This is a genomic window from Micromonospora sp. U21 (assembly GCF_018070045.1).
Classification (GTDB): Bacteria; Actinomycetota; Actinomycetes; order Mycobacteriales; family Micromonosporaceae; genus Micromonospora.
On record NZ_JAGPYK010000008.1, the window covers coordinates 130,787 to 147,001 of the forward strand.

General features: G+C 71.4%; 16 protein-coding genes. 9 read left to right on the top strand and 7 right to left on the bottom strand.

Annotation, left to right across the window (positions count from 1 at the left end):
• Positions 1 to 223 precede the first annotated feature (223 nt).
• Entirely contained in the window at positions 224 to 1,210 is a 987-nt protein-coding gene (locus tag KBX63_RS13480) for a winged helix-turn-helix domain-containing protein (RefSeq protein WP_210911352.1), read from the top strand.
• 16 nt (positions 1,211 to 1,226) lie between these two features.
• On the opposite strand, the gene KBX63_RS13485 is transcribed toward KBX63_RS13480, so the two are convergent.
• Entirely contained in the window at positions 1,227 to 2,315 is a 1,089-nt protein-coding gene (locus KBX63_RS13485; protein ID WP_210911353.1) for a coenzyme F420-0:L-glutamate ligase, read from the bottom strand.
• Positions 2,312 to 3,259, bottom strand: coding sequence for a 2-phospho-L-lactate transferase (cofD, locus tag KBX63_RS13490; protein ID WP_210911354.1), 948 nt, complete (start codon positions 3,257 to 3,259; stop codon positions 2,312 to 2,314). The genes KBX63_RS13485 and cofD overlap by 4 nt, the downstream gene beginning before the upstream one ends.
• A gap of 98 nt (positions 3,260 to 3,357) precedes the next feature.
• Between cofD and KBX63_RS13495 the strand changes: the two genes are divergently transcribed.
• Positions 3,358 to 4,308, top strand: a complete 951-nt coding sequence (locus KBX63_RS13495) for a hypothetical protein (RefSeq protein WP_210911355.1) — start codon at positions 3,358 to 3,360, stop codon at positions 4,306 to 4,308.
• A gap of 106 nt (positions 4,309 to 4,414) precedes the next feature.
• Here the strand turns inward: KBX63_RS13495 and KBX63_RS13500 are convergent, their stop codons facing one another.
• Positions 4,415 to 5,518, bottom strand: a complete 1,104-nt coding sequence (locus tag KBX63_RS13500) for an IS30 family transposase (protein WP_307871706.1) — start codon at positions 5,516 to 5,518, stop codon at positions 4,415 to 4,417.
• A gap of 141 nt (positions 5,519 to 5,659) precedes the next feature.
• On the opposite strand from KBX63_RS13500, the gene KBX63_RS13505 reads away from it, so the two are divergent.
• From KBX63_RS13505 to KBX63_RS13525, 5 genes are all read left to right on the top strand, one after another.
• A complete protein-coding gene (locus KBX63_RS13505) occupies positions 5,660 to 8,170 on the top strand; it encodes a bifunctional FO biosynthesis protein CofGH (protein ID WP_210911357.1) in 2,511 nt (836 codons plus the stop codon).
• A 161-nt stretch (positions 8,171 to 8,331) separates the two neighbouring features.
• Positions 8,332 to 8,610, top strand: a complete 279-nt coding sequence (locus KBX63_RS13510) for a hypothetical protein (RefSeq protein WP_210911358.1) — start codon at positions 8,332 to 8,334, stop codon at positions 8,608 to 8,610.
• A 50-nt stretch (positions 8,611 to 8,660) separates the two neighbouring features.
• The gene (locus KBX63_RS13515) at positions 8,661 to 10,055 is read left to right on the top strand and encodes a DUF4331 domain-containing protein (protein WP_210911359.1); all 1,395 of its coding nucleotides are present in this window, start codon (positions 8,661 to 8,663) and stop codon (positions 10,053 to 10,055) included.
• A 20-nt stretch (positions 10,056 to 10,075) separates the two neighbouring features.
• Positions 10,076 to 10,405 carry a phospholipase gene (locus tag KBX63_RS13520; protein ID WP_210911360.1) on the top strand — a complete coding sequence of 110 codons (330 nt, stop codon included), beginning with the start codon at positions 10,076 to 10,078 and terminating at the stop codon, positions 10,403 to 10,405.
• Positions 10,406 to 10,873: 468 nt separating this feature from the next.
• Positions 10,874 to 11,131 carry a WhiB family transcriptional regulator gene (locus tag KBX63_RS13525; RefSeq protein WP_007455784.1) on the top strand — a complete coding sequence of 86 codons (258 nt, stop codon included), beginning with the start codon at positions 10,874 to 10,876 and terminating at the stop codon, positions 11,129 to 11,131.
• A 54-nt stretch (positions 11,132 to 11,185) separates the two neighbouring features.
• Here the strand turns inward: KBX63_RS13525 and KBX63_RS13530 are convergent, their stop codons facing one another.
• Positions 11,186 to 11,635, bottom strand: coding sequence for a metallopeptidase family protein (locus KBX63_RS13530; RefSeq protein WP_074316962.1), 450 nt, complete (start codon positions 11,633 to 11,635; stop codon positions 11,186 to 11,188).
• Positions 11,636 to 11,788: 153 nt separating this feature from the next.
• On the opposite strand from KBX63_RS13530, the gene KBX63_RS13535 reads away from it, so the two are divergent.
• Positions 11,789 to 12,157 (top strand): DUF3499 domain-containing protein, encoded by a 369-nt coding sequence (locus KBX63_RS13535; RefSeq protein ID WP_210911361.1) that lies wholly within the window; start codon positions 11,789 to 11,791, stop codon positions 12,155 to 12,157.
• A gap of 49 nt (positions 12,158 to 12,206) precedes the next feature.
• Here KBX63_RS13535 and KBX63_RS13540 read toward each other — a convergent pair whose 3' ends face one another.
• The 3 genes from KBX63_RS13540 to KBX63_RS13550 form a co-directional block, all read right to left on the bottom strand.
• A complete protein-coding gene (locus KBX63_RS13540) occupies positions 12,207 to 12,413 on the bottom strand; it encodes a hypothetical protein (RefSeq protein ID WP_210911511.1) in 207 nt (68 codons plus the stop codon).
• Positions 12,398 to 13,744, bottom strand: coding sequence for an aspartate aminotransferase family protein (locus KBX63_RS13545; protein ID WP_210911362.1), 1,347 nt, complete (start codon positions 13,742 to 13,744; stop codon positions 12,398 to 12,400). Before KBX63_RS13545 ends, KBX63_RS13540 begins: the two co-directional genes overlap by 16 nt.
• Before the next feature lie 563 nt (positions 13,745 to 14,307).
• A complete protein-coding gene (locus KBX63_RS13550) occupies positions 14,308 to 14,820 on the bottom strand; it encodes an Lrp/AsnC family transcriptional regulator (RefSeq protein WP_210911363.1) in 513 nt (170 codons plus the stop codon).
• A 207-nt stretch (positions 14,821 to 15,027) separates the two neighbouring features.
• On the opposite strand from KBX63_RS13550, the gene KBX63_RS13555 reads away from it, so the two are divergent.
• On the top strand, positions 15,028 to 16,212 hold the full coding sequence (locus KBX63_RS13555) for a spermidine/putrescine ABC transporter substrate-binding protein (RefSeq protein ID WP_210911364.1): 1,185 nt from the start codon (positions 15,028 to 15,030) through the stop codon (positions 16,210 to 16,212).
• Positions 16,213 to 16,215: the final 3 nt, after the last annotated feature.

A 16,215-nucleotide genomic window follows, 5' to 3' on the forward strand; every position in this document is an offset into this window, starting at 1 on the left:
CCTCGTGGTGCCGCCCGATCACCGGTCCTCCCCCGGTCCCGGTGCCCGGCGCCGTGCGCGTACGTGGCGCGTGGTTGCCGTGCTCGGGCACTGGAAGCATGCCGAACCGGCCCGGGAGGCGTCGAGGTTTTTCAGTTCAGGCTTAAAGATGGAGATAAGTGCCGGCCAGGTAGAGTCGAACAGCCACGCGGTATCCCCCTGCCCGGCGGCTCAGGAGCGCTGCATGCTGAAGATCCACTTTTCTGGCGAGGACATCCTCCGGACCCGGGTGGCGCCGGCGGCGGACCCGGTCTGGGAGTTGGTCCTCAGCCTGCACCTGTTGCAGGGCCGCGGCCGTGACGCGCTGACGGACAATTGGCGGCGCGCAGTGTCCCGAGGGCTGCGCCAGGACGCCGCCTCCGACCAGCTCCGACTGCTCTTCGCGCTGAGCCCGCCGCGCGGCTACTTCCCCGACTTCCTCACCCCGTATGCCAGCCTCGACGGCTTCGAGGCCGGGCTGGACGCGGTCCGCAGCACCCCGACCGAGCGGCTGCACCGCGACCTGAGCGTGCTGGCCACCGAGAACCCGTTGCCGTCCTCGGCCGGCGCGCTGGCCCGGGGCGAGGCGGTGGCGCTGCGCCACCTTGTCGAGTCGATGGAGCAGTACCGGTCGCTGGCGATCAGCCCGTACTGGAGCCGCATCCAGTCCGCGGTGGCGGCGGACCGGTCCCGTCGGGCCCGGGCCCTGCTCGACGGCGGCATGGAGGGCCTGCTCACCAGCCTCCGGCCGGCGATGCGCTGGGAGAACGGAGTGCTCGAGGTCCGCGACTATCCACACAGCCGGGAGCTGCACCTGGACGGCCGCGGTCTGCTGCTCGTGCCGTCGTTCTTCTGCGCCGCGACCCCGGTCGCCCTGCTCGACCCGGCGCTGCCGCCGGTGCTCGTCTACCCGGTGGACCGGCTGGGCGGGCTGGCGGCGGCCGACGGGGCCGGCCCGGCCGGCCGCGACTCGCTCGCCGCGCTGCTGGGTCGGACCAGGGCGGCGGTGCTGCAGGCCAGCGACGACGGCTGCACCACCGGCGAGGTTGCCCGCCGGCTCAACATCTCACCGGCGGCGGCCAGTCAGCACGCGACCGTGTTGCGCAACGCCGGCCTGCTGGTCAGCCACCGGGACCGCAACACCGTGCTGCACACGTTGACCCCGCTCGGCCGGGCCATGCTGGACGCCTGACCCGGCCGGCTGTCCGTCACAGGGCGAGCGTGGCGCTGGCCGGGCTGCCGGCGGGCGGGGGCAGCAGGCTCGACCCGACGCCCTCCGCGGCCAGGGCGACGCGCAGCCGGTGCAGGTCGGCGCCGAAGCGGACCAGGACCATCGGGTCCACCGGGGCCGGTGGCGAGCCGAGCACCAGGGCGGTGGCGCCGTCCGGCCAGCCGGGCACCTTGGCGATCAGGCCGGAGCGTACGTCCGCCTCGTCGACCAGGGTGAAGACCGTGCCGGGAGCGACCAGCCCGGCGACCGCGTCGATCGCGCGTCGCGCGGCGGCCGGGTCGGCCGGCGTGGAGCCGGGAGCGTCGGTCAGGGTGGCGGCGGCGGCCAGCCCGGCCGCCCGAGCCTCGGCGGTCCCGAGCGAGAAGAGGTCCTGCGCGGCATCGCGCACCAGTGCCTGCGCTCCACCGGAGTCGTCCGCGCGGGTGGCGGAGAGGTAGCCCCGCACCACCGCCACCGGGACCTGGTCGCACTTGCCCTTGATCAGCTCGCCGGCGCCCGCCAGTTCGTCCACCACGGCCATCTGGGTCAGCTGGAGCTCGTTGCCGTACGGGTCCACCTCGCCACGGTGGTCGCGGATGGCCGGCATCCCGGCCACCCCGAGCGCCACATCGGTCAGCCCGTTGCGCCAGGGCCGGCCCATGGTGTCGCTGATGATCACGGCGACGTCCAGGTCGTAGCGCTCCCGCAGCGCGGCGCGCAGCGCCCGGGCGGAGGCGTCCGGATCCGCCGGCAGCAGCACCAGCCGGGTCTTGTCCACGTTCGACGCGTCGATGCCGGCGGACGCCATCACGAAGCCGTGGTGCGTCTGCACGATCCGGGTCGGCCCCCGGCTGGCCACCACCCGGGCGGTCTCCCCGGCCAGCACCTCGTCGCGCGCGGCGAGCCGCTCGGGCCCGTCCGCCGGGACGTCGACCACCCGCCCCTCCGCCTTGGAGACGATCTTGCTGGTGACGACCAGCACGTCGCTGTCGCGCAGCCAGGGCGCGGCCGTGGCGATCAGTGCCGCCAGGTCGTCGCCCTCGGTCACGTGGCCGATGCCCAGCACCGGCAGGATCTCCAGCCTCACGTCAACTCCACCGCGGCGCGGACAATCGCCGCCGTCGCCGCCTCGTCGGTCATCCGCAACGGCACCGCGCGGACCGTCACCTCCGGCACCAGCGTGTCCGCGTCCTCCTCGGCCACCAGCCAGCCGTCCAGCAGCCCGCCGGCCGCCCGGCCGCCGTAGAGCCGGCCCACCCCGGCCGCGCTGCACTCGACGCCGAGCACCGCGAGGCAGCGGTCGGCCATCCCGCGGACCGGCGCGCCGCCGATGATCGGCGAGACGCCCACCACCGGGGCCGGGCCCGCCGCGACCGCCTCCCGCAGCCCCGGCACGGCCAGCACCGGCGCCACGCTCACCACCGGGTTGCTCGGCGCGATCAGCACCAGGTCGGCCGTGCCGATCGCCTCCAGCACCCCGGGCGCCGGCTTCGCCGTCTCGGCGCCCACGAAGACGAAGCGGTGGGTGGGGATGTCCGCCCGGTGGCGCACCCACCACTCCTGAAAGTGGATCGCCCGCTGGCCCTGGTCATCCTCGATGACAGCGTGCGTCTCGAGCCGGTCGTCGGTCGCCGGCAGCAGGCGTACGCCCGGCTCCCAGCGGGTCGCCAGCGCCTCGGTGACCGCGTGCAGGGGGTAGCCGGCGTTGAGCATGGTGCTGCGCACCAGGTGGGTGGCGATGTCCTTGTCGCCGAGGCCGAACCAGGTCGGCTCCGCCCCGTACGCGGCCAGCTCCTCCTTGACCGTCCAGCTCTCCCCGATCCGGCCCCAGCCCCGCTCGGGGTCGGCGCCGCCGCCGAGGGTGTACATGACGCTGTCCAGGTCGGGACAGATCTTCAACCCGTGCAGCCACAGGTCGTCGCCGACGTTGACCACGGCGGTCACCTCGGCGCCGACCTCTCGGGCGTACGCCCGGACGCCGAGCAGGAACCGGGCGCCACCGATGCCGCCGGCCAGAACCACGATGCGCATGTCGACCATCCTCGCGCACGTGACGCCTCCGGTCCGCCGGTGGCCCGGGAGACTAGGCTCACGTGCGCCCTGTCCGTCCATGCCCCGAGGGGGAGCTCGTGACCAGCCCCGCCGAGCCCGCGTCCACCGACGCGACCCAGGCCCGCCACCTGACCAAGCCACTACGCGAACTGGGTGCGCTCGCGCTGCTCGGCGCCAACGCGGTGTTCCTCTTCGTGGGCCTGCTCCGGCTGCTCACCCCGAACGACTACAGCTCCTTCACCGACCGTGCGGGCAGTGCCTTCTTCACGTTCATCGGGTTGGAGGCGGTGGGACTGCCACTGCTGGCCGTGCTGCTGGCCACCCACGTCTCACCGGTGTTGCCGAAGGCGAAGCTGATCACACAGATGGCTCTCGGCGAGTACGCGGTCAGCGCGCTGCTCGGCACGCTGACCATGCTGATCTGGACGGTGGGCCGGCTGGCCGAGGCCGAGGTGCTCGACGCGCTGCTCGGCGTGCTCACCCGGTTCGCCTGGCTGATGATCTTCGCGGCCGCCGCCTGGGTGGTCTACGCGGTCTGGCGGAAGCTGTACTACGTGCCGCGGCCGAAGCCCCAGCCGGGCGTCTACGGCCAGCCGCAGCCGGGCTGGCCGCAGCAGCAGGGCGGCTGGCCGGCCCCGGGGCAGCCCGGTGGCCAGCCGGGCGGCGGTTGGCCCGCCCCGGGCCAGCCGGGCGGATACCCGCCGGCGCAGCACCCGGGCCACTACGGCCAGCCCTCGCCGCCGTTCGGGTCAGCGCCGCAGTCGGCGCCGCCGTTCGGGTCCGCGCCGCAGTTCGGGTCCGCGCCGCAGTCGCCGCCGCCGGTCAACCCGGCGCCGCAGTCCGCCCCGCCGTTCGCGCCAGCCCCGCAGTCCGCCCCGCCGTTCGGCCAGCCGCCGTCGGCGGACCCGACCCAGGCGATTCCGCGCCAGTCCGCCGACCCCACCCAGGCGATCCCCCGCCCCGGCGACACGGACACCGACCGCACCCAGCACATCAACCCCGGCGACAACCCCCAGCCACCCCGCTGACCCACCCCCCCCATCCGGGTCCTCGCGCCCATCCCGCCCGCCGCCCCGTTGATCATGAAGTTGTTGTCCGTCGCCACGGCTTGGGGTCAAGGGTTGAGTGCAATCGTTAAGGCGCGATGAGTTCCGCGAGGCGTTGGGTGGGGGTGGCCCAGCCCAACGTCTCACGGGGGCGGGTGTTGAGTTCGTGGGCGACGTCGTCCAGGCCGTGCTGGTCGATGGTGCGGAAGTCGTAGCTGCTCTTGGGGAAGTACTGGCGTAGGAGCCCGTTGGTGTTCTCGTTGGTGCCGCGTTGCCAGGGGCTGTGTGGGTCGCAGAAGTAGATCGGGCAGCCGGTGGCGACGGTGAAGGTTGGATGCGTAGCCATCTCGACGCCTTGGTCCCAGGTCAGTGAGCGGCGTAGGTGCTCGGGCATTCGGGCGGCCAGGGCGGTGAGGACACCGATGACGGCTTCGCTGTCACGGCCGTTGGGTAGCGCGCCGAGCATCACGTAGCGGGTGGCGCGTTCCACCAGAGTCACGATCGCTGAGGCGCCGGCCTTGCCGATGACCAGGTCACCTTCCCAGTGTCCGGGCACCGCCCGGTCGGTGGCCTCGGCGGGGCGGGCGCTGATGTGCAGGTCCCCGATCCAGGGCCGCCGGCTACGGGCGGCGCCCGCGGCACGCGACTGCGAGCGCCGCTGGGTACGCCCTGAGCGCAGCGCCACCTGCCGGGTCAACTCGGCCCGCAGGTTCCCCCGCGACTGCACATAGATCGCCTGGTAGATCGTCTCGTGCGACACCTGCAACTCCGGCCGGTCAGCGAACGTGGCCCGCAGCCACGCGGCGATCTGCTTCGGAGACCACCTACGCGCCAGTTTCCCCGCCACCACCTGCCGCAGCCGCGTACCCACCCCCAACTTCGACGGCTTCGACCGCCGACGCGCCGCGTCAGCACGCCGCTGCGCCCACTGCGCTTGATACCCCCACCGATACGGGGCCCGAGCCCGCCCCGACGGCAACGACCGCCCGAGCGGGTTCTTCGTCCCATGCCGCGCACTGTGATACCGGGCCACCTCCCGCGACACCGTGCCCACCGACACCCCGAGAAGCCCCGCGATCTGCGTGATCGTCCGACCCGACCCCCACAAGTGCTCCAACACCTGCCGATGCCCGAACGTCACCACACCAGGTCTCGCCACCAGCACCTCCACCACAACCAAGATCAGTTGCACTGAAGCCTAGAAACCACCCGGCGTGTCGTGGCAACAACTTCATGATCGACGGGGGAAAGCGACGGGAGAGCCGACGGGGACAGCCGGGGGGACCGGGTGGGGATTGGTGGGGTGGGTGGGCGCAGCGCATAGGCTGAGCGGATGGTTGATCGCACCCACTCCGGCCCGAGCGAGGCGAGCGTGCGGCGGGCCCTGGGTCGGGCCGCGACCGGGCGGGCGCTGGACGTCGACGAGGCGGCGGCGTTGCTTTCCGCCCGCGGTGACGCGCTCGACGAACTGCTCCGGGTGGCGGGTGGGATCCGCGACGCCGGGCTGCGCGAGGCCGGCCGGCCCGGCGTGGTCACGTACTCGAAGAAGGTCTTCATCCCGCTGACCCGGCTCTGTCGGGACCGCTGCCACTACTGCACGTTCGCCACGGTGCCGCACCGGCTGCCGGCGCCGTTCCTGGACCGCGACGAGGTGCTGGCCATCGCCCGGGCGGGTGCCGCGCAGGGCTGCAAGGAGGCCCTGTTCACCCTCGGCGACCGGCCGGAGGAGCGTTGGCCGGCCGCCCGGAGCTGGCTGGACGAGCGGGGTTACGACTCCACTCTGGATTACCTGCGTGCCTGCGCGGTGGCGGTGCTGGAGGAGACCGGGCTGCTGCCCCACCTCAACCCCGGGGTGCTGTCCTGGTCGGAGCTGCAACGGCTCAAGCCGGTCGCGCCGAGCATGGGCATGATGCTGGAGACCACCGCGACACGGCTCTGGTCCGAGCCGGGCGGCCCGCACTTCGGTTCGCCGGACAAGGAGCCGGCGGTCCGGCTGCGGGTGCTCGACGACGCGGGCCGGGTCGGGGTGCCGTTCACCACCGGCATCCTGATCGGCATCGGGGAAACCCCGGCCGAGCGGGTGGACGCGCTCTTCGCGATCCGTCGCGCGCACCGGGAGTACGGGCACCTCCAGGAGGTGATCGTGCAGAACTTCCGCGCCAAGCCGGACACCGCGATGCGGGGGATGCCCGACGCGGAGCTGCACGACCTGGCCGCGACGGTGGCGGTGGCCCGGCTGCTGCTCGGGCCGAAGGCCCGCATCCAGGCCCCGCCGAACCTCATCGCCGGCGAGTACGACCTGCTGCTGCGGGCCGGCATCGACGACTGGGGCGGTGTCTCCCCGCTCACCCCGGACCACGTCAACCCGGAACGCCCCTGGCCGCAGATCGAGGAGCTGGCCCGGCACACCGAGCTGGCCGGGTTCACGCTGCGCGAGCGGCTGACCATCTACCCCGAGTACGTGCGCGCGGGTGACCCGTGGCTCGACCCGCGGCTGTCGCCGCACGTGGGCGCGCTGGCCGACCCGGCCTCCGGGCTGGCGGTCGAGTCGGCCCGGCCGCAGGGCCGCCCCTGGCAGGAGCCGGAGGAGGTGTTCGGCGGGCGTACCGACCTGCACACGACCATCGACACCACCGGCCGTACCGAGGACCGGCGTGGCGACTTCGACAGCGTCTACGGCGACTGGGCGGAGGTGGCCACGAAGGTGACCGCCGGGCCGACCGCGGTCGCCGGCGATCACGACCTGCGGGTCGGGCTGCGGCTCGCCGCCGACGACCCGGCCGCGCTGCTGGAGCCGGGGCACACCGATGCCGCCCTGGCGCTGTTCGGCGCGGACGGGCCGGCGCTCGACGAGTTGTGCCGGCTCGCCGACGAGGTGCGTCGGGACGCGGTCGGCGACGACGTCACCTACGTGGTCAACCGCAACATCAACTTCAGCAACGTCTGCTACGTCGGCTGCCGGTTCTGCGCCTTCGCGCAGCGCGAGCGGGACGCCGACGCGTACCGTCTCTCGGTCGATCAGGTCGCCGACCGGGCGGAGGAGGCGTGGGCGGCCGGGGCCAGCGAGGTCTGCCTTCAGGGCGGCATCGACCCGAAGATGCCCGTCACCGGGTACGCCGACATCGTGCGTGCGATCAAGGCCCGGGTGCCGGGGATGCACGTGCACGCGTTCTCCCCGATGGAGATCGTCACCGCCGCGGCGAAGGCGGGCGTGCCGGTGCGCGAGTGGCTGACCCAGCTGCGCGAGGCCGGGCTGGACACCATCCCGGGCACCGCCGCGGAGATCCTCGACGACGACGTGCGCTGGGTGTTGACCAAGGGCAAACTCCCGGCCGCCGCCTGGGTCGACGTGGTCAGCACCGCCCACGAGCTGGGCATGCGGTCCAGCTCCACCATGATGTACGGCCACGTCGACCATCCCGGGCAGTGGCTGGCGCACTTCCGGGTGCTGGCGGGTGTGCAGGACCGCACCGGCGGTTTCACCGAGTTCGTCGCGCTGCCGTTCGTGCACACCAACGCCCCGATCTACCTGGCCGGCATAGCCCGACCCGGGCCGACCTGGCGCGAGAACCGGGTGGTGCACGCGATGTCCCGGCTGCTGTTGCACGGCCGGATCGACAACATCCAGTGCTCGTGGGTGAAGCTGGGCGACGAGGGCACGGTGGAGATGCTCCAGGGCGGCTGCAACGACCTGGGCGGCACGCTGATGGAGGAGACCATCTCCCGGATGGCCGGCTCCGGCAACGGCTCGGCGCGGACCGAGGAGCAGTTGTGGGCGATCGCCACGGCGGCCGGTCGACCGGTCCGCAAGCGCACGACCGCGTACGGTCACGTCCGGCCCTGAGTTCGAACCTTTTCCCGCCGTCGGCCGTACCACGCGGTGCCGGCGGCGGTCGCGGCGAGGACCGCCGCCGGTGTCCCCCACGGGCCCGGCGGCGTCGGTAGGCGGCAACGGACCCGTCCGTCTCCGCGGGCGCGTTCGCGCCACCGCCGGAAAGGTTGCCCATGACCAGTGATCAGCGGAAGCGGCCCTGGCCGCGACTGACCCGCCGGCAGACGTTGACCGCCGCGGCCAGCGCCACCCTCGGCGCCGCCGCGCTCACCGTGCCGGGCCTGTCGGCCGCGCAGAACGCTCCGGGCGCGGCGGGCCGGGCCGACGAGCCGATCCTCGTGCACCTGCGTGACGCCGCCTCCGGAACGATGGACGTCTTCGTCGGTGACTCGCGGATCGAGGTACGCGACCGCGGCCTGGCGGATCGGCTGCGGCGCGCCGCCCGGCGCTGACCCGACGTTCCGCTCGCCGTCCTGTCCCCGCCCAGTGAGGTTGGTCCGCCATGTCTTCCCACCGCGAGGCCCCGGAAATAGCCAAGGATCCGGTCGCCGACAGCTCCGACCTGTACGCGTTCGTCAGCCCCGACAAGCCCGACTCGGTCACGCTGATCGCCAACTACGTGTCGTTGCAGCTCCCCTCCGGGGGCCCGAACTTCTTCGAGTTCGGCGACGACGTGCGGTACGAGCTCCATATCGACAACGACGGCGACGGCCGTCCGGATGTCACCTACCGGTTCGAATTCACGACCGAGATCACCAATCCGAACAGTTTTCTCTACAACACGGGCCCGATCGATTCGCTGGACAGCAGGAACTGGAACCGGCGGCAGTTCTACAGCCTGACGCGGGTGGCCGACGGTCGGGAGCACCGGTTGGCGCACAAACTGCCCTGCCCGCCGTGCAACGTCGGCCCGCTGTCCACCCCGAAGTACGCGGAGCTGGTCCGGCAGGCCACCTACTCGCTCTCCACCGGCGAGCGGGTCTTCGCCGGGCAGCGGGCGGACGGCTTCTTCGTCGACCTGGGGGCGGTCTTCGACCTCGGTACGCTCCGGCCGTTCCAGCAGCTGCACGTGGCCGGCAAGAAGATCTTCAAGGCCGAGGGGGAGCCGGTCAACGCCACCGACCGGATGAACGTGCACAGCATCGCCGTGCAGGTGCCGCTGAGCCGGGTGCGCCGGCGTGCCAACCGGTACGGCGCGGCCGACCGGGCGTCGGTGATCGGCGTGTGGACGTCGGCGTCGCGCCGGCAGGTCCGGGTGCTCGGTGACCGGGTCGCCGCGGACACCTCCACCGGCCCGTTCACCCAGGTCTCCCGGCTGGGCAACCCGCTGTTCAACGAGGTCATCGTGCCGATGGCCAAGAAGGACCTGTGGAACTCCCTGCCGCCGTCGGAGGACAAGCGGTTCGCACGGTTCGTCGAACAGCCGGAGCTGGCCGCGTTGCTGCCGGCGCTCTACCCGGACGTCTTCCCCAACCTGGACAAGCTCACCAAGGCGAAGAAGCCCCGGGCGGATCTGGTGGCGATCCTGCTCACCGGCGTGCCAGCCGGGCTGATCGACGGCTTCACCAACGCCACCGGCGATGTGCAGGCCGACATGCTGCGGCTGAACACCGCCATCCCGCCCAGCCGGCGCCCGGACCGGTTCGGCGTGCTCGGCGGTGACCTGGCCGGCTTCCCGAACGGCCGGCGCGTCGGCGACGACGTGGTCAGCATCGCGCTGCGGGCGATCGCCGGGGTGACCGTACCGCTGGTGGACAAGACGTTCCGCCCGGACGCGGCGGCCGCCGCGGTCACCCCGGGGTTGAGCGCCGCCGACGTGACCGCGCCGTTCCTCGGGAACTTCCCCTACCTGGGTACGCCGTACGACGGGTTCAACAACCCGCCGGCTGCGTCCTGACCGGCGCGGGGGAGCGGCGGATGCACGAGCACGCGTACGGGCCGTCGGAGACCGGGAGCGTCGTTCTCGATCTGGGCGGCGAGACCGGCGCCCTGATCGTCCACACCGGCCGGAATCTGCACGGCCGGGAAATCGAGATCAGCCGGGAGGAGGATCGGCGGACCCACTCGGCGGTGCGGGAGCGCCGGGTGCGGGACGGCTCGTTCCACAGTGCGGTCTACCCGGACCTCCCGGCCGGGATCTATACCGTCTGGTGGGACGAGAGTACGCCCGTCGGGACGGTTTCTGTCCACGGTGGAGCGATAGCCGAGTTCATGTGGCCGAGCAGCGGGTTCGGGGCCGCCGGCTGACCACAGCATGCCTCTTTTTCTGTCGCGCCCCGTCCATATTGTGGACGGGGCGCGTGCGGTGCCCGCAGCTCGACGGGCGGACTGGCCCGCGCCGCGTTAACCTGTCTCCCACCAAGATCAGCTTTGTGGAAAGGGGTCGTTCGGTGCTCCAGGCGTCGTCGCGGGGGTGGCCTGCCGAGGGAGCGCCACGGCAGAAAAGTCGGGCAACTCGCCGGAGAGGGCGTTACTCGGCCGGGGTCTGAATCGATAGGGCAGGTTGCGAGGCTGGACGGCCCGAGTGGCCGGCCGGGGGTGTCGGGAGGGCGACTCCATTATCAAGTTTGGCTTGACGGCGCACGCATTACACGCGTGTAATTTGAATGGGGTTGTTCGCACGGAACGCAACAAAAGGGACCGGACGGACAAGCACGCCTTTCGCGTGGGGGGTTGCAGCGGCGATGACGCCGGTGCGCGACAAGGAGGCATTTGATGGACGGCCAGCTTGAGGTGGCCGACCTGCTCGGAAACGCGCCGGAGTGGCAGGAGCGGGCGCTGTGCTCGCAGACCGACCCCGAGGCGTTTTTTCCCGAGAAGGGCGGCTCGACCCGTGAGGCGAAGCGAATCTGCTCGCGCTGCGAGGTCAAGACCGAATGCCTCGAATACGCTCTCGGTCACGACGAGCGGTTCGGCATCTGGGGTGGGCTCTCGGAGCGGGAGCGGCGCAAGTTGAAGCGGCGGGCCGCCTGAGCGGTGCGGAGTCGGGGCGGTGGGGGCCGCCCGGCTCGCCCGCGCGGGGAGGGCTCAGGCCAGTTCGTCGGGGTCGACCCCGAGCAGGTTCGCCACCTGTTCGATGATCACGTCATGCACCAGGTCGGCGAGGTCCTCGCGGTCCATCGCCCGGAACTCCAGGGGCCGCCGGTACAGCACGATCCGCGGTGGCACCTCCTGTCGGCCCGGACGGCCCGGCAGGAGCCGGGCCAGCGGGACCTCGCCGTCCTCCAGCACATCGGAGTCGTAGACGTTCAGGTCCGGCGGGACGTCCTCGACCGCGAACTCGACGCCGGCCAGCTCCTTGGCGAACCGCCGCTCCAGCGTCTCGACGGTGTCCAGGACCAGGTCGTCGAAGACCTCCGCCTTGGTCCGCGCCAGCGGCACGGTCGCCGGTACCAACCGCCCACGCAGCCCGCGCCCGTGCCGGTCGCGATGGGCGCGCCGGCCGGAACCGGGGCGGCGGTGTTCCGGGCTCGTCATGAGGCAAAGGGTAGCCCCCGCGTCGGGCTGGTCAGCGGCAGCGCCGCTCCTGTGGCGCGCCGTGCGGCGGACGGGTGGATTGTGATCACCACGACGGGCGTGTCGCAACGCGAAGCGATGCGCCGGACCCGGTAATGGGGATACCCTGCCGCCGTGAGGTCACCACGGCGCTGCTCCCGTAACGGCTGCCCCCGGCAAGCGGTCGCCACATTGACCTATGTCTACAACGAGTCGACGGCGGTGGTGGGTCCGCTGGCGGCGTTCGCCGAGCCGCACACGTACGACCTGTGTGAGCCGCACGCCCGCAGCCTGACCGCGCCGCGGGGCTGGGACGTGGTCCGGCACGAGGGCGAGTTCGAGCCGCCGCCGCCGACCACGGACGACCTGGTCGCGCTCGCCGAGGCGGTCCGCGAGGCCGCTCGCCCGGCTCCCCGCCCACCCGAGCCCGACCAGCACTCCGACCACCCCCACCACGCGACCGGCCGCCGAGGCCACCTCCGCGTAATCCCCCCCAACCACTGAACCCGAACCCCCTCCCATGCCCCTCCTCCGGGACGCACCCTCGCGTTGATCATGAGGTGGTCAGCTCGGTGCGCTCGCCGCGGATCAGGTCCGCCAGGGTGCGGCCGGCGAGGTTGCTGGAGCCCACGATCGCCACGTCGGCGTCGGCGTCGCCGGGCAGCGCCGGTCGCGGGGTCAACGGGTCGTCCAGGGTGGACAGCCAGTGCGACAGCTTCCGGTAGTGCCCGCCGGAGTCGCCGCTCAGAGTCGTGCCCATGCCTCGGTGAGCACCGTGCGCAGAATCTGCTCGATCTCGTCGAAGTGCTGCTGCTCGGCGATCAGCGGCGGGGCGAGCTGCACGACGGGGTCGCCCCGGTCGTCCGCCCGGCAGTAGAGCCCGGCCTGGAACAGGGCCGTGGAGAGGAATCCACGCAGCAACCGCTCCGACTCGGCCTCGTCGAAGGTCTCCCGGGTCGTCTTGTCCTTGACCAGCTCGATGCCGTAGAAGTAGCCGTCGCCGCGGACGTCGCCGACGATCGGCAGGTCGTTGAGCTTCTCCAGAGTGGACCGGAACGCGTCCTCGTTGGCCCGTACGTGCCCGACCAGGTCCTCGCGCGCGAAGACCTCCAGGTTGGCCAGGGCAACGGCGCAGGAGACCGGGTGGCCACCGAAGGTCACCCCGTGGGCGAACATGCCGGTCTCGGTGAGGAACGGCTCCATCAGCTGGTCGCTCGCGATCATCGCGCCGAGCGGGGCGTACCCGGAGGTGATGCCCTTGGCGGTGGTGATGATGTCCGGCTGGTAGCCGTAGCGCACGGCGCCGAAGTATTCGCCGAGCCGCCCCCACGAGCAGATCACCTCGTCGGAGACGAGCAGCACGTCGTACGCGTCGCAGATCTCCCGGACCCGCTCGAAGTAGCCGGGTGGGGGTGGGAAGCAGCCGCCGGAGTTCTGCACCGGCTCCAGGAAGACCGCGGCGACGGTGTCCGGCCCCTCCCGTTCGATCGCCCGGCCGATCTCGTCGGCGGCCCAGCGGCCGAACGCCTCGGGGTCGTCGCCGTGCTCGGGCGCCCGGTAGAAGTTGGTGTTCGGCACCTTGATCGCGCCGGGGACCAGCGGCTCGAAGTCGCTCTTGATGCCGGGCAGCCCGGTGATCGACAACGCGCCCATCGAGGTGCCGTGGTAGGCGATGTAGCGGCTGACCACCTTGTACTTGTTGGGCTGGCCGGTGCGCTTGAAGTAGGCCCGGGCCAGCTTCCACGCCGCCTCGACGGCCTCGGAGCCGCCGGTGGTGAAGAAGACCCGGTTCAGGTCACCGGGGGTGAGCGAGGCGATCTTCTCGGCCAGTTCGACGGCCTTGGGGTGGGCGTACGACCAGAGCGGGAAGTAGGCCAGCTCGCCGGCCTGCTTGGCGGCCGCCTCGGCCAGTTCGGTGCGGCCGTGACCGGCGTTGACGACGAAGAGCCCGGCGAGCCCGTCCAGGTAGCGGCGGCCCTGCGCGTCCCACACGTACGCGCCCTCGCCGCGCACGATGGTCGGCACCTCGCCGGCGGAGTAGCTCGCCATCCGGGTGAAGTGCATCCAGAGGTGGTCGGTGGCGTTGGCCATGTCAGCCCCATCGGTCGTCGGGCCGGTCAAAGGGGTGAGGCCGGCCGCTCTGCCCACGGTTATCGCACAGTCTCTGCCGCCGAGGCAAGTGGTATCAGTGGCATTGCGGGTCGTGTGCGACGGATTTAGCGCACGAGAATCGAAGATGCAACGGATTCCGCACTGCCGTAGCCGCCGACTGGCGGTCCGCGCGGGAGGCGGAGGTGTGGTTGCTGCCTATGGAGCTGAATCGTTTGCGACATCACGGCCAGGCGGCTGCGACATCACGGCCGGGGCGGCTGCGAGGTCACGGCCGGGGCGGCTGCGAGGTCACGGCCGGGCCGGCTGCGACGTCACGGCGAAGCGGCTGCGACGTCGCCGGGCCCGGCTGCCGGCCGAGTCGTTTGCGTCATCAGCTCCAAAGTGCCCGCCGGTGGTGGCGCATCCCTCGTGGCGCGGAGCATGACCGGGAGTTTGGCTCGGCCTTCGCCCCCATGGCCCGCCGCCAGATCCTGGTCGATACCGCGATATCGGTGACGGCGAGTGGATCAACCGGGGAGGGGGCGCCGGACGGGCCTTGAGCGTCAGGCCGTGCCCCAGGTGTAGGTCTGCTTGCGCAGCTTCAGGTAGACGAACGCCTCGGTGGAGAGCACCCCGGGCACCGTGCGCAGTCGCTGCAGGATCTCCAGCAGGTGGTCGTCGTTGCGGCAGACCACCTCGGTGAGCAGGTCGAACGACCCGGCGGTGATCACCACGTAGTCGACCTCCACCAGCTCGGCCAGCCGGTCGGCCACCGCCTCCAGATCGCCGTCGGTGCGCAGGCCGATCATCGCCTGGCGGGGGAAGCCGAGCTGGAGCGGATCGGTCACCGCGACGATCTGCATCACGCCGGCGTCGAGCAGCCGCTGCACCCGTTGGCGAACCGCCGCCTCGGAGAGCCCGACCGCCTTGCCGATGGTGGCGTACGGCCGCCGGCCGTCCTCCTGGAGCTGTTCGATGATCCGCTTGGCCACGTCATCCAGCAGAGCGTGATTGGCACCTTCACGGACAGCGACGCGTCGACCGCCGTTGCCGTTCTCGTGCTGCCGGTTCGTCATCGTCCGCTCCCCATGTCCCCGAATCGTGATGTCGCGCGTGCGTCCTCGCGCAGTCTGGCGTATTTCGTCGTGCATCGCTATTCCCGCAACGGAATCCCTTGTAAGGAAGGTCACCTCATGTCAGGATCAGTCGTCCATGGCACCTGACCCTCCCGCCGGCGCGCCACCCCCGTCCCGCCCGCCGACGATGACCCCTTAGGAGTCGTCATGCGTACTCCCCTCCGGCCCCTCACCCGGCGTGGACTGCTCACCGGCACTCTCGGTTCGGCCGCACTCCTCGCCGCGTCCGGCAGCCTCGCCGGCTGCGGCACCAAGGGCGCGCAGCAGACCGAGGCCGGCTGCGTCAGCGAAGACCTTTCCGGCACCGAGAAGAAGCTTGCCTTCTCCAACTGGCCGCAGTACATGGACGTGGACGAGAACGACGAGTCCAAGCGGCCCAGCCTGGACGGGTTCATCGCCAAGACCGGCATCCAGGTCACGTACACCGAGGACATCAACGACAACAACGAGTTCTTCGGCAAGGTGCAGAACCAGCTCGCGGCCTGCCAGAGCACCGACCGGGACCTCATCGTGCTGACCGACTGGATGGCAGCCCGGATGATCCGGCTCGGCTGGATCCAGAAGCTCGATCCGGCGAAGATCCCGAACGTCCAGGCCAACCTGCTCCCGTCGTTGCTCAACCGCTCCTTCGACAGCGAGAACCGGATCTCCATCCCGTGGCAGTCCGGTCTCGCCGGTCTGGCGTACAACGGCGACGTCACCAAGGAGCTGCGCACCGTCGACGAACTGCTCACCCGTCCCGACCTCAAGGGCAAGGTGACCGCGCTCAGCGAGATGCGCGACACGATGGGCCTGCTGCTCGGCTCCAACGGGCACGACCCGGCCAACTTCACCACTGCCCAGTTCGATGACGCGCTCAACAAGCTCAAGAAGGCCGTCGATTCCGGGCAGATCCGCAAGTTCACCGGCAACGACTACGCACCCGACCTGGCCAAGGGTGACATCGCCGCGTGCATCGGCTGGTCCGGAGACGTGATCCAGCTCTCCAGCGAGAACGCCAAGGTGCAGTTCGTCGCGCCCGACTCGGGCGTGATGCTGTTCAGCGACAACATGATGGTCCCCAACAAGGCCACCCACAAGGGCAACGCCGAGGCGCTGATCAACTACTACTACGAGCCGGCCGTCGCCGCGACGCTCGCCGCGTACGTCAACTACATCTGCCCGGTCAAGGGCGCCCAGGCCGAGATGGAGAAGATCGACCCCGAGCTGGCCGCCAACCCGCTGATCTTCCCGGACGAGGCGCTGCTGTCGAAGTCCAAGGTGTTCATGGCCCTGGACGAGAAGCAGGAGAAGGAGTACGAGGGCAAGTTCCAGCAGGTCATCGGGGCGTGAGGG

Bases quoted from the DNA above. Each gene is read 5' to 3' on its own strand.
- KBX63_RS13545 (WP_210911362.1), bottom strand. From the start codon at position 13,744: ATGGCCAACGCCACCGACCACCTCTGGATGCACTTCACCCGGATGGCG.
- KBX63_RS13525 (WP_007455784.1), top strand. From the start codon at position 10,874: ATGGACGGCCAGCTTGAGGTGGCCGACCTGCTCGGAAACGCGCCGGAG.
- KBX63_RS13510 (WP_210911358.1), top strand. From the start codon at position 8,332: ATGACCAGTGATCAGCGGAAGCGGCCCTGGCCGCGACTGACCCGCCGG.
- KBX63_RS13480 (WP_210911352.1), top strand. From the start codon at position 224: ATGCTGAAGATCCACTTTTCTGGCGAGGACATCCTCCGGACCCGGGTG.
- KBX63_RS13540 (WP_210911511.1), bottom strand. From the start codon at position 12,413: ATGGGCACGACTCTGAGCGGCGACTCCGGCGGGCACTACCGGAAGCTG.
- KBX63_RS13505 (WP_210911357.1), top strand. From the start codon at position 5,660: ATGGTTGATCGCACCCACTCCGGCCCGAGCGAGGCGAGCGTGCGGCGG.
- KBX63_RS13530 (WP_074316962.1), bottom strand. From the start codon at position 11,635: ATGACGAGCCCGGAACACCGCCGCCCCGGTTCCGGCCGGCGCGCCCAT.
- KBX63_RS13520 (WP_210911360.1), top strand. From the start codon at position 10,076: ATGCACGAGCACGCGTACGGGCCGTCGGAGACCGGGAGCGTCGTTCTC.
- KBX63_RS13550 (WP_210911363.1), bottom strand. From the start codon at position 14,820: ATGACGAACCGGCAGCACGAGAACGGCAACGGCGGTCGACGCGTCGCT.
- KBX63_RS13515 (WP_210911359.1), top strand. From the start codon at position 8,661: ATGTCTTCCCACCGCGAGGCCCCGGAAATAGCCAAGGATCCGGTCGCC.
- KBX63_RS13555 (WP_210911364.1), top strand. From the start codon at position 15,028: ATGCGTACTCCCCTCCGGCCCCTCACCCGGCGTGGACTGCTCACCGGC.
- cofD (WP_210911354.1), bottom strand. From the start codon at position 3,259: ATGCGCATCGTGGTTCTGGCCGGCGGCATCGGTGGCGCCCGGTTCCTG.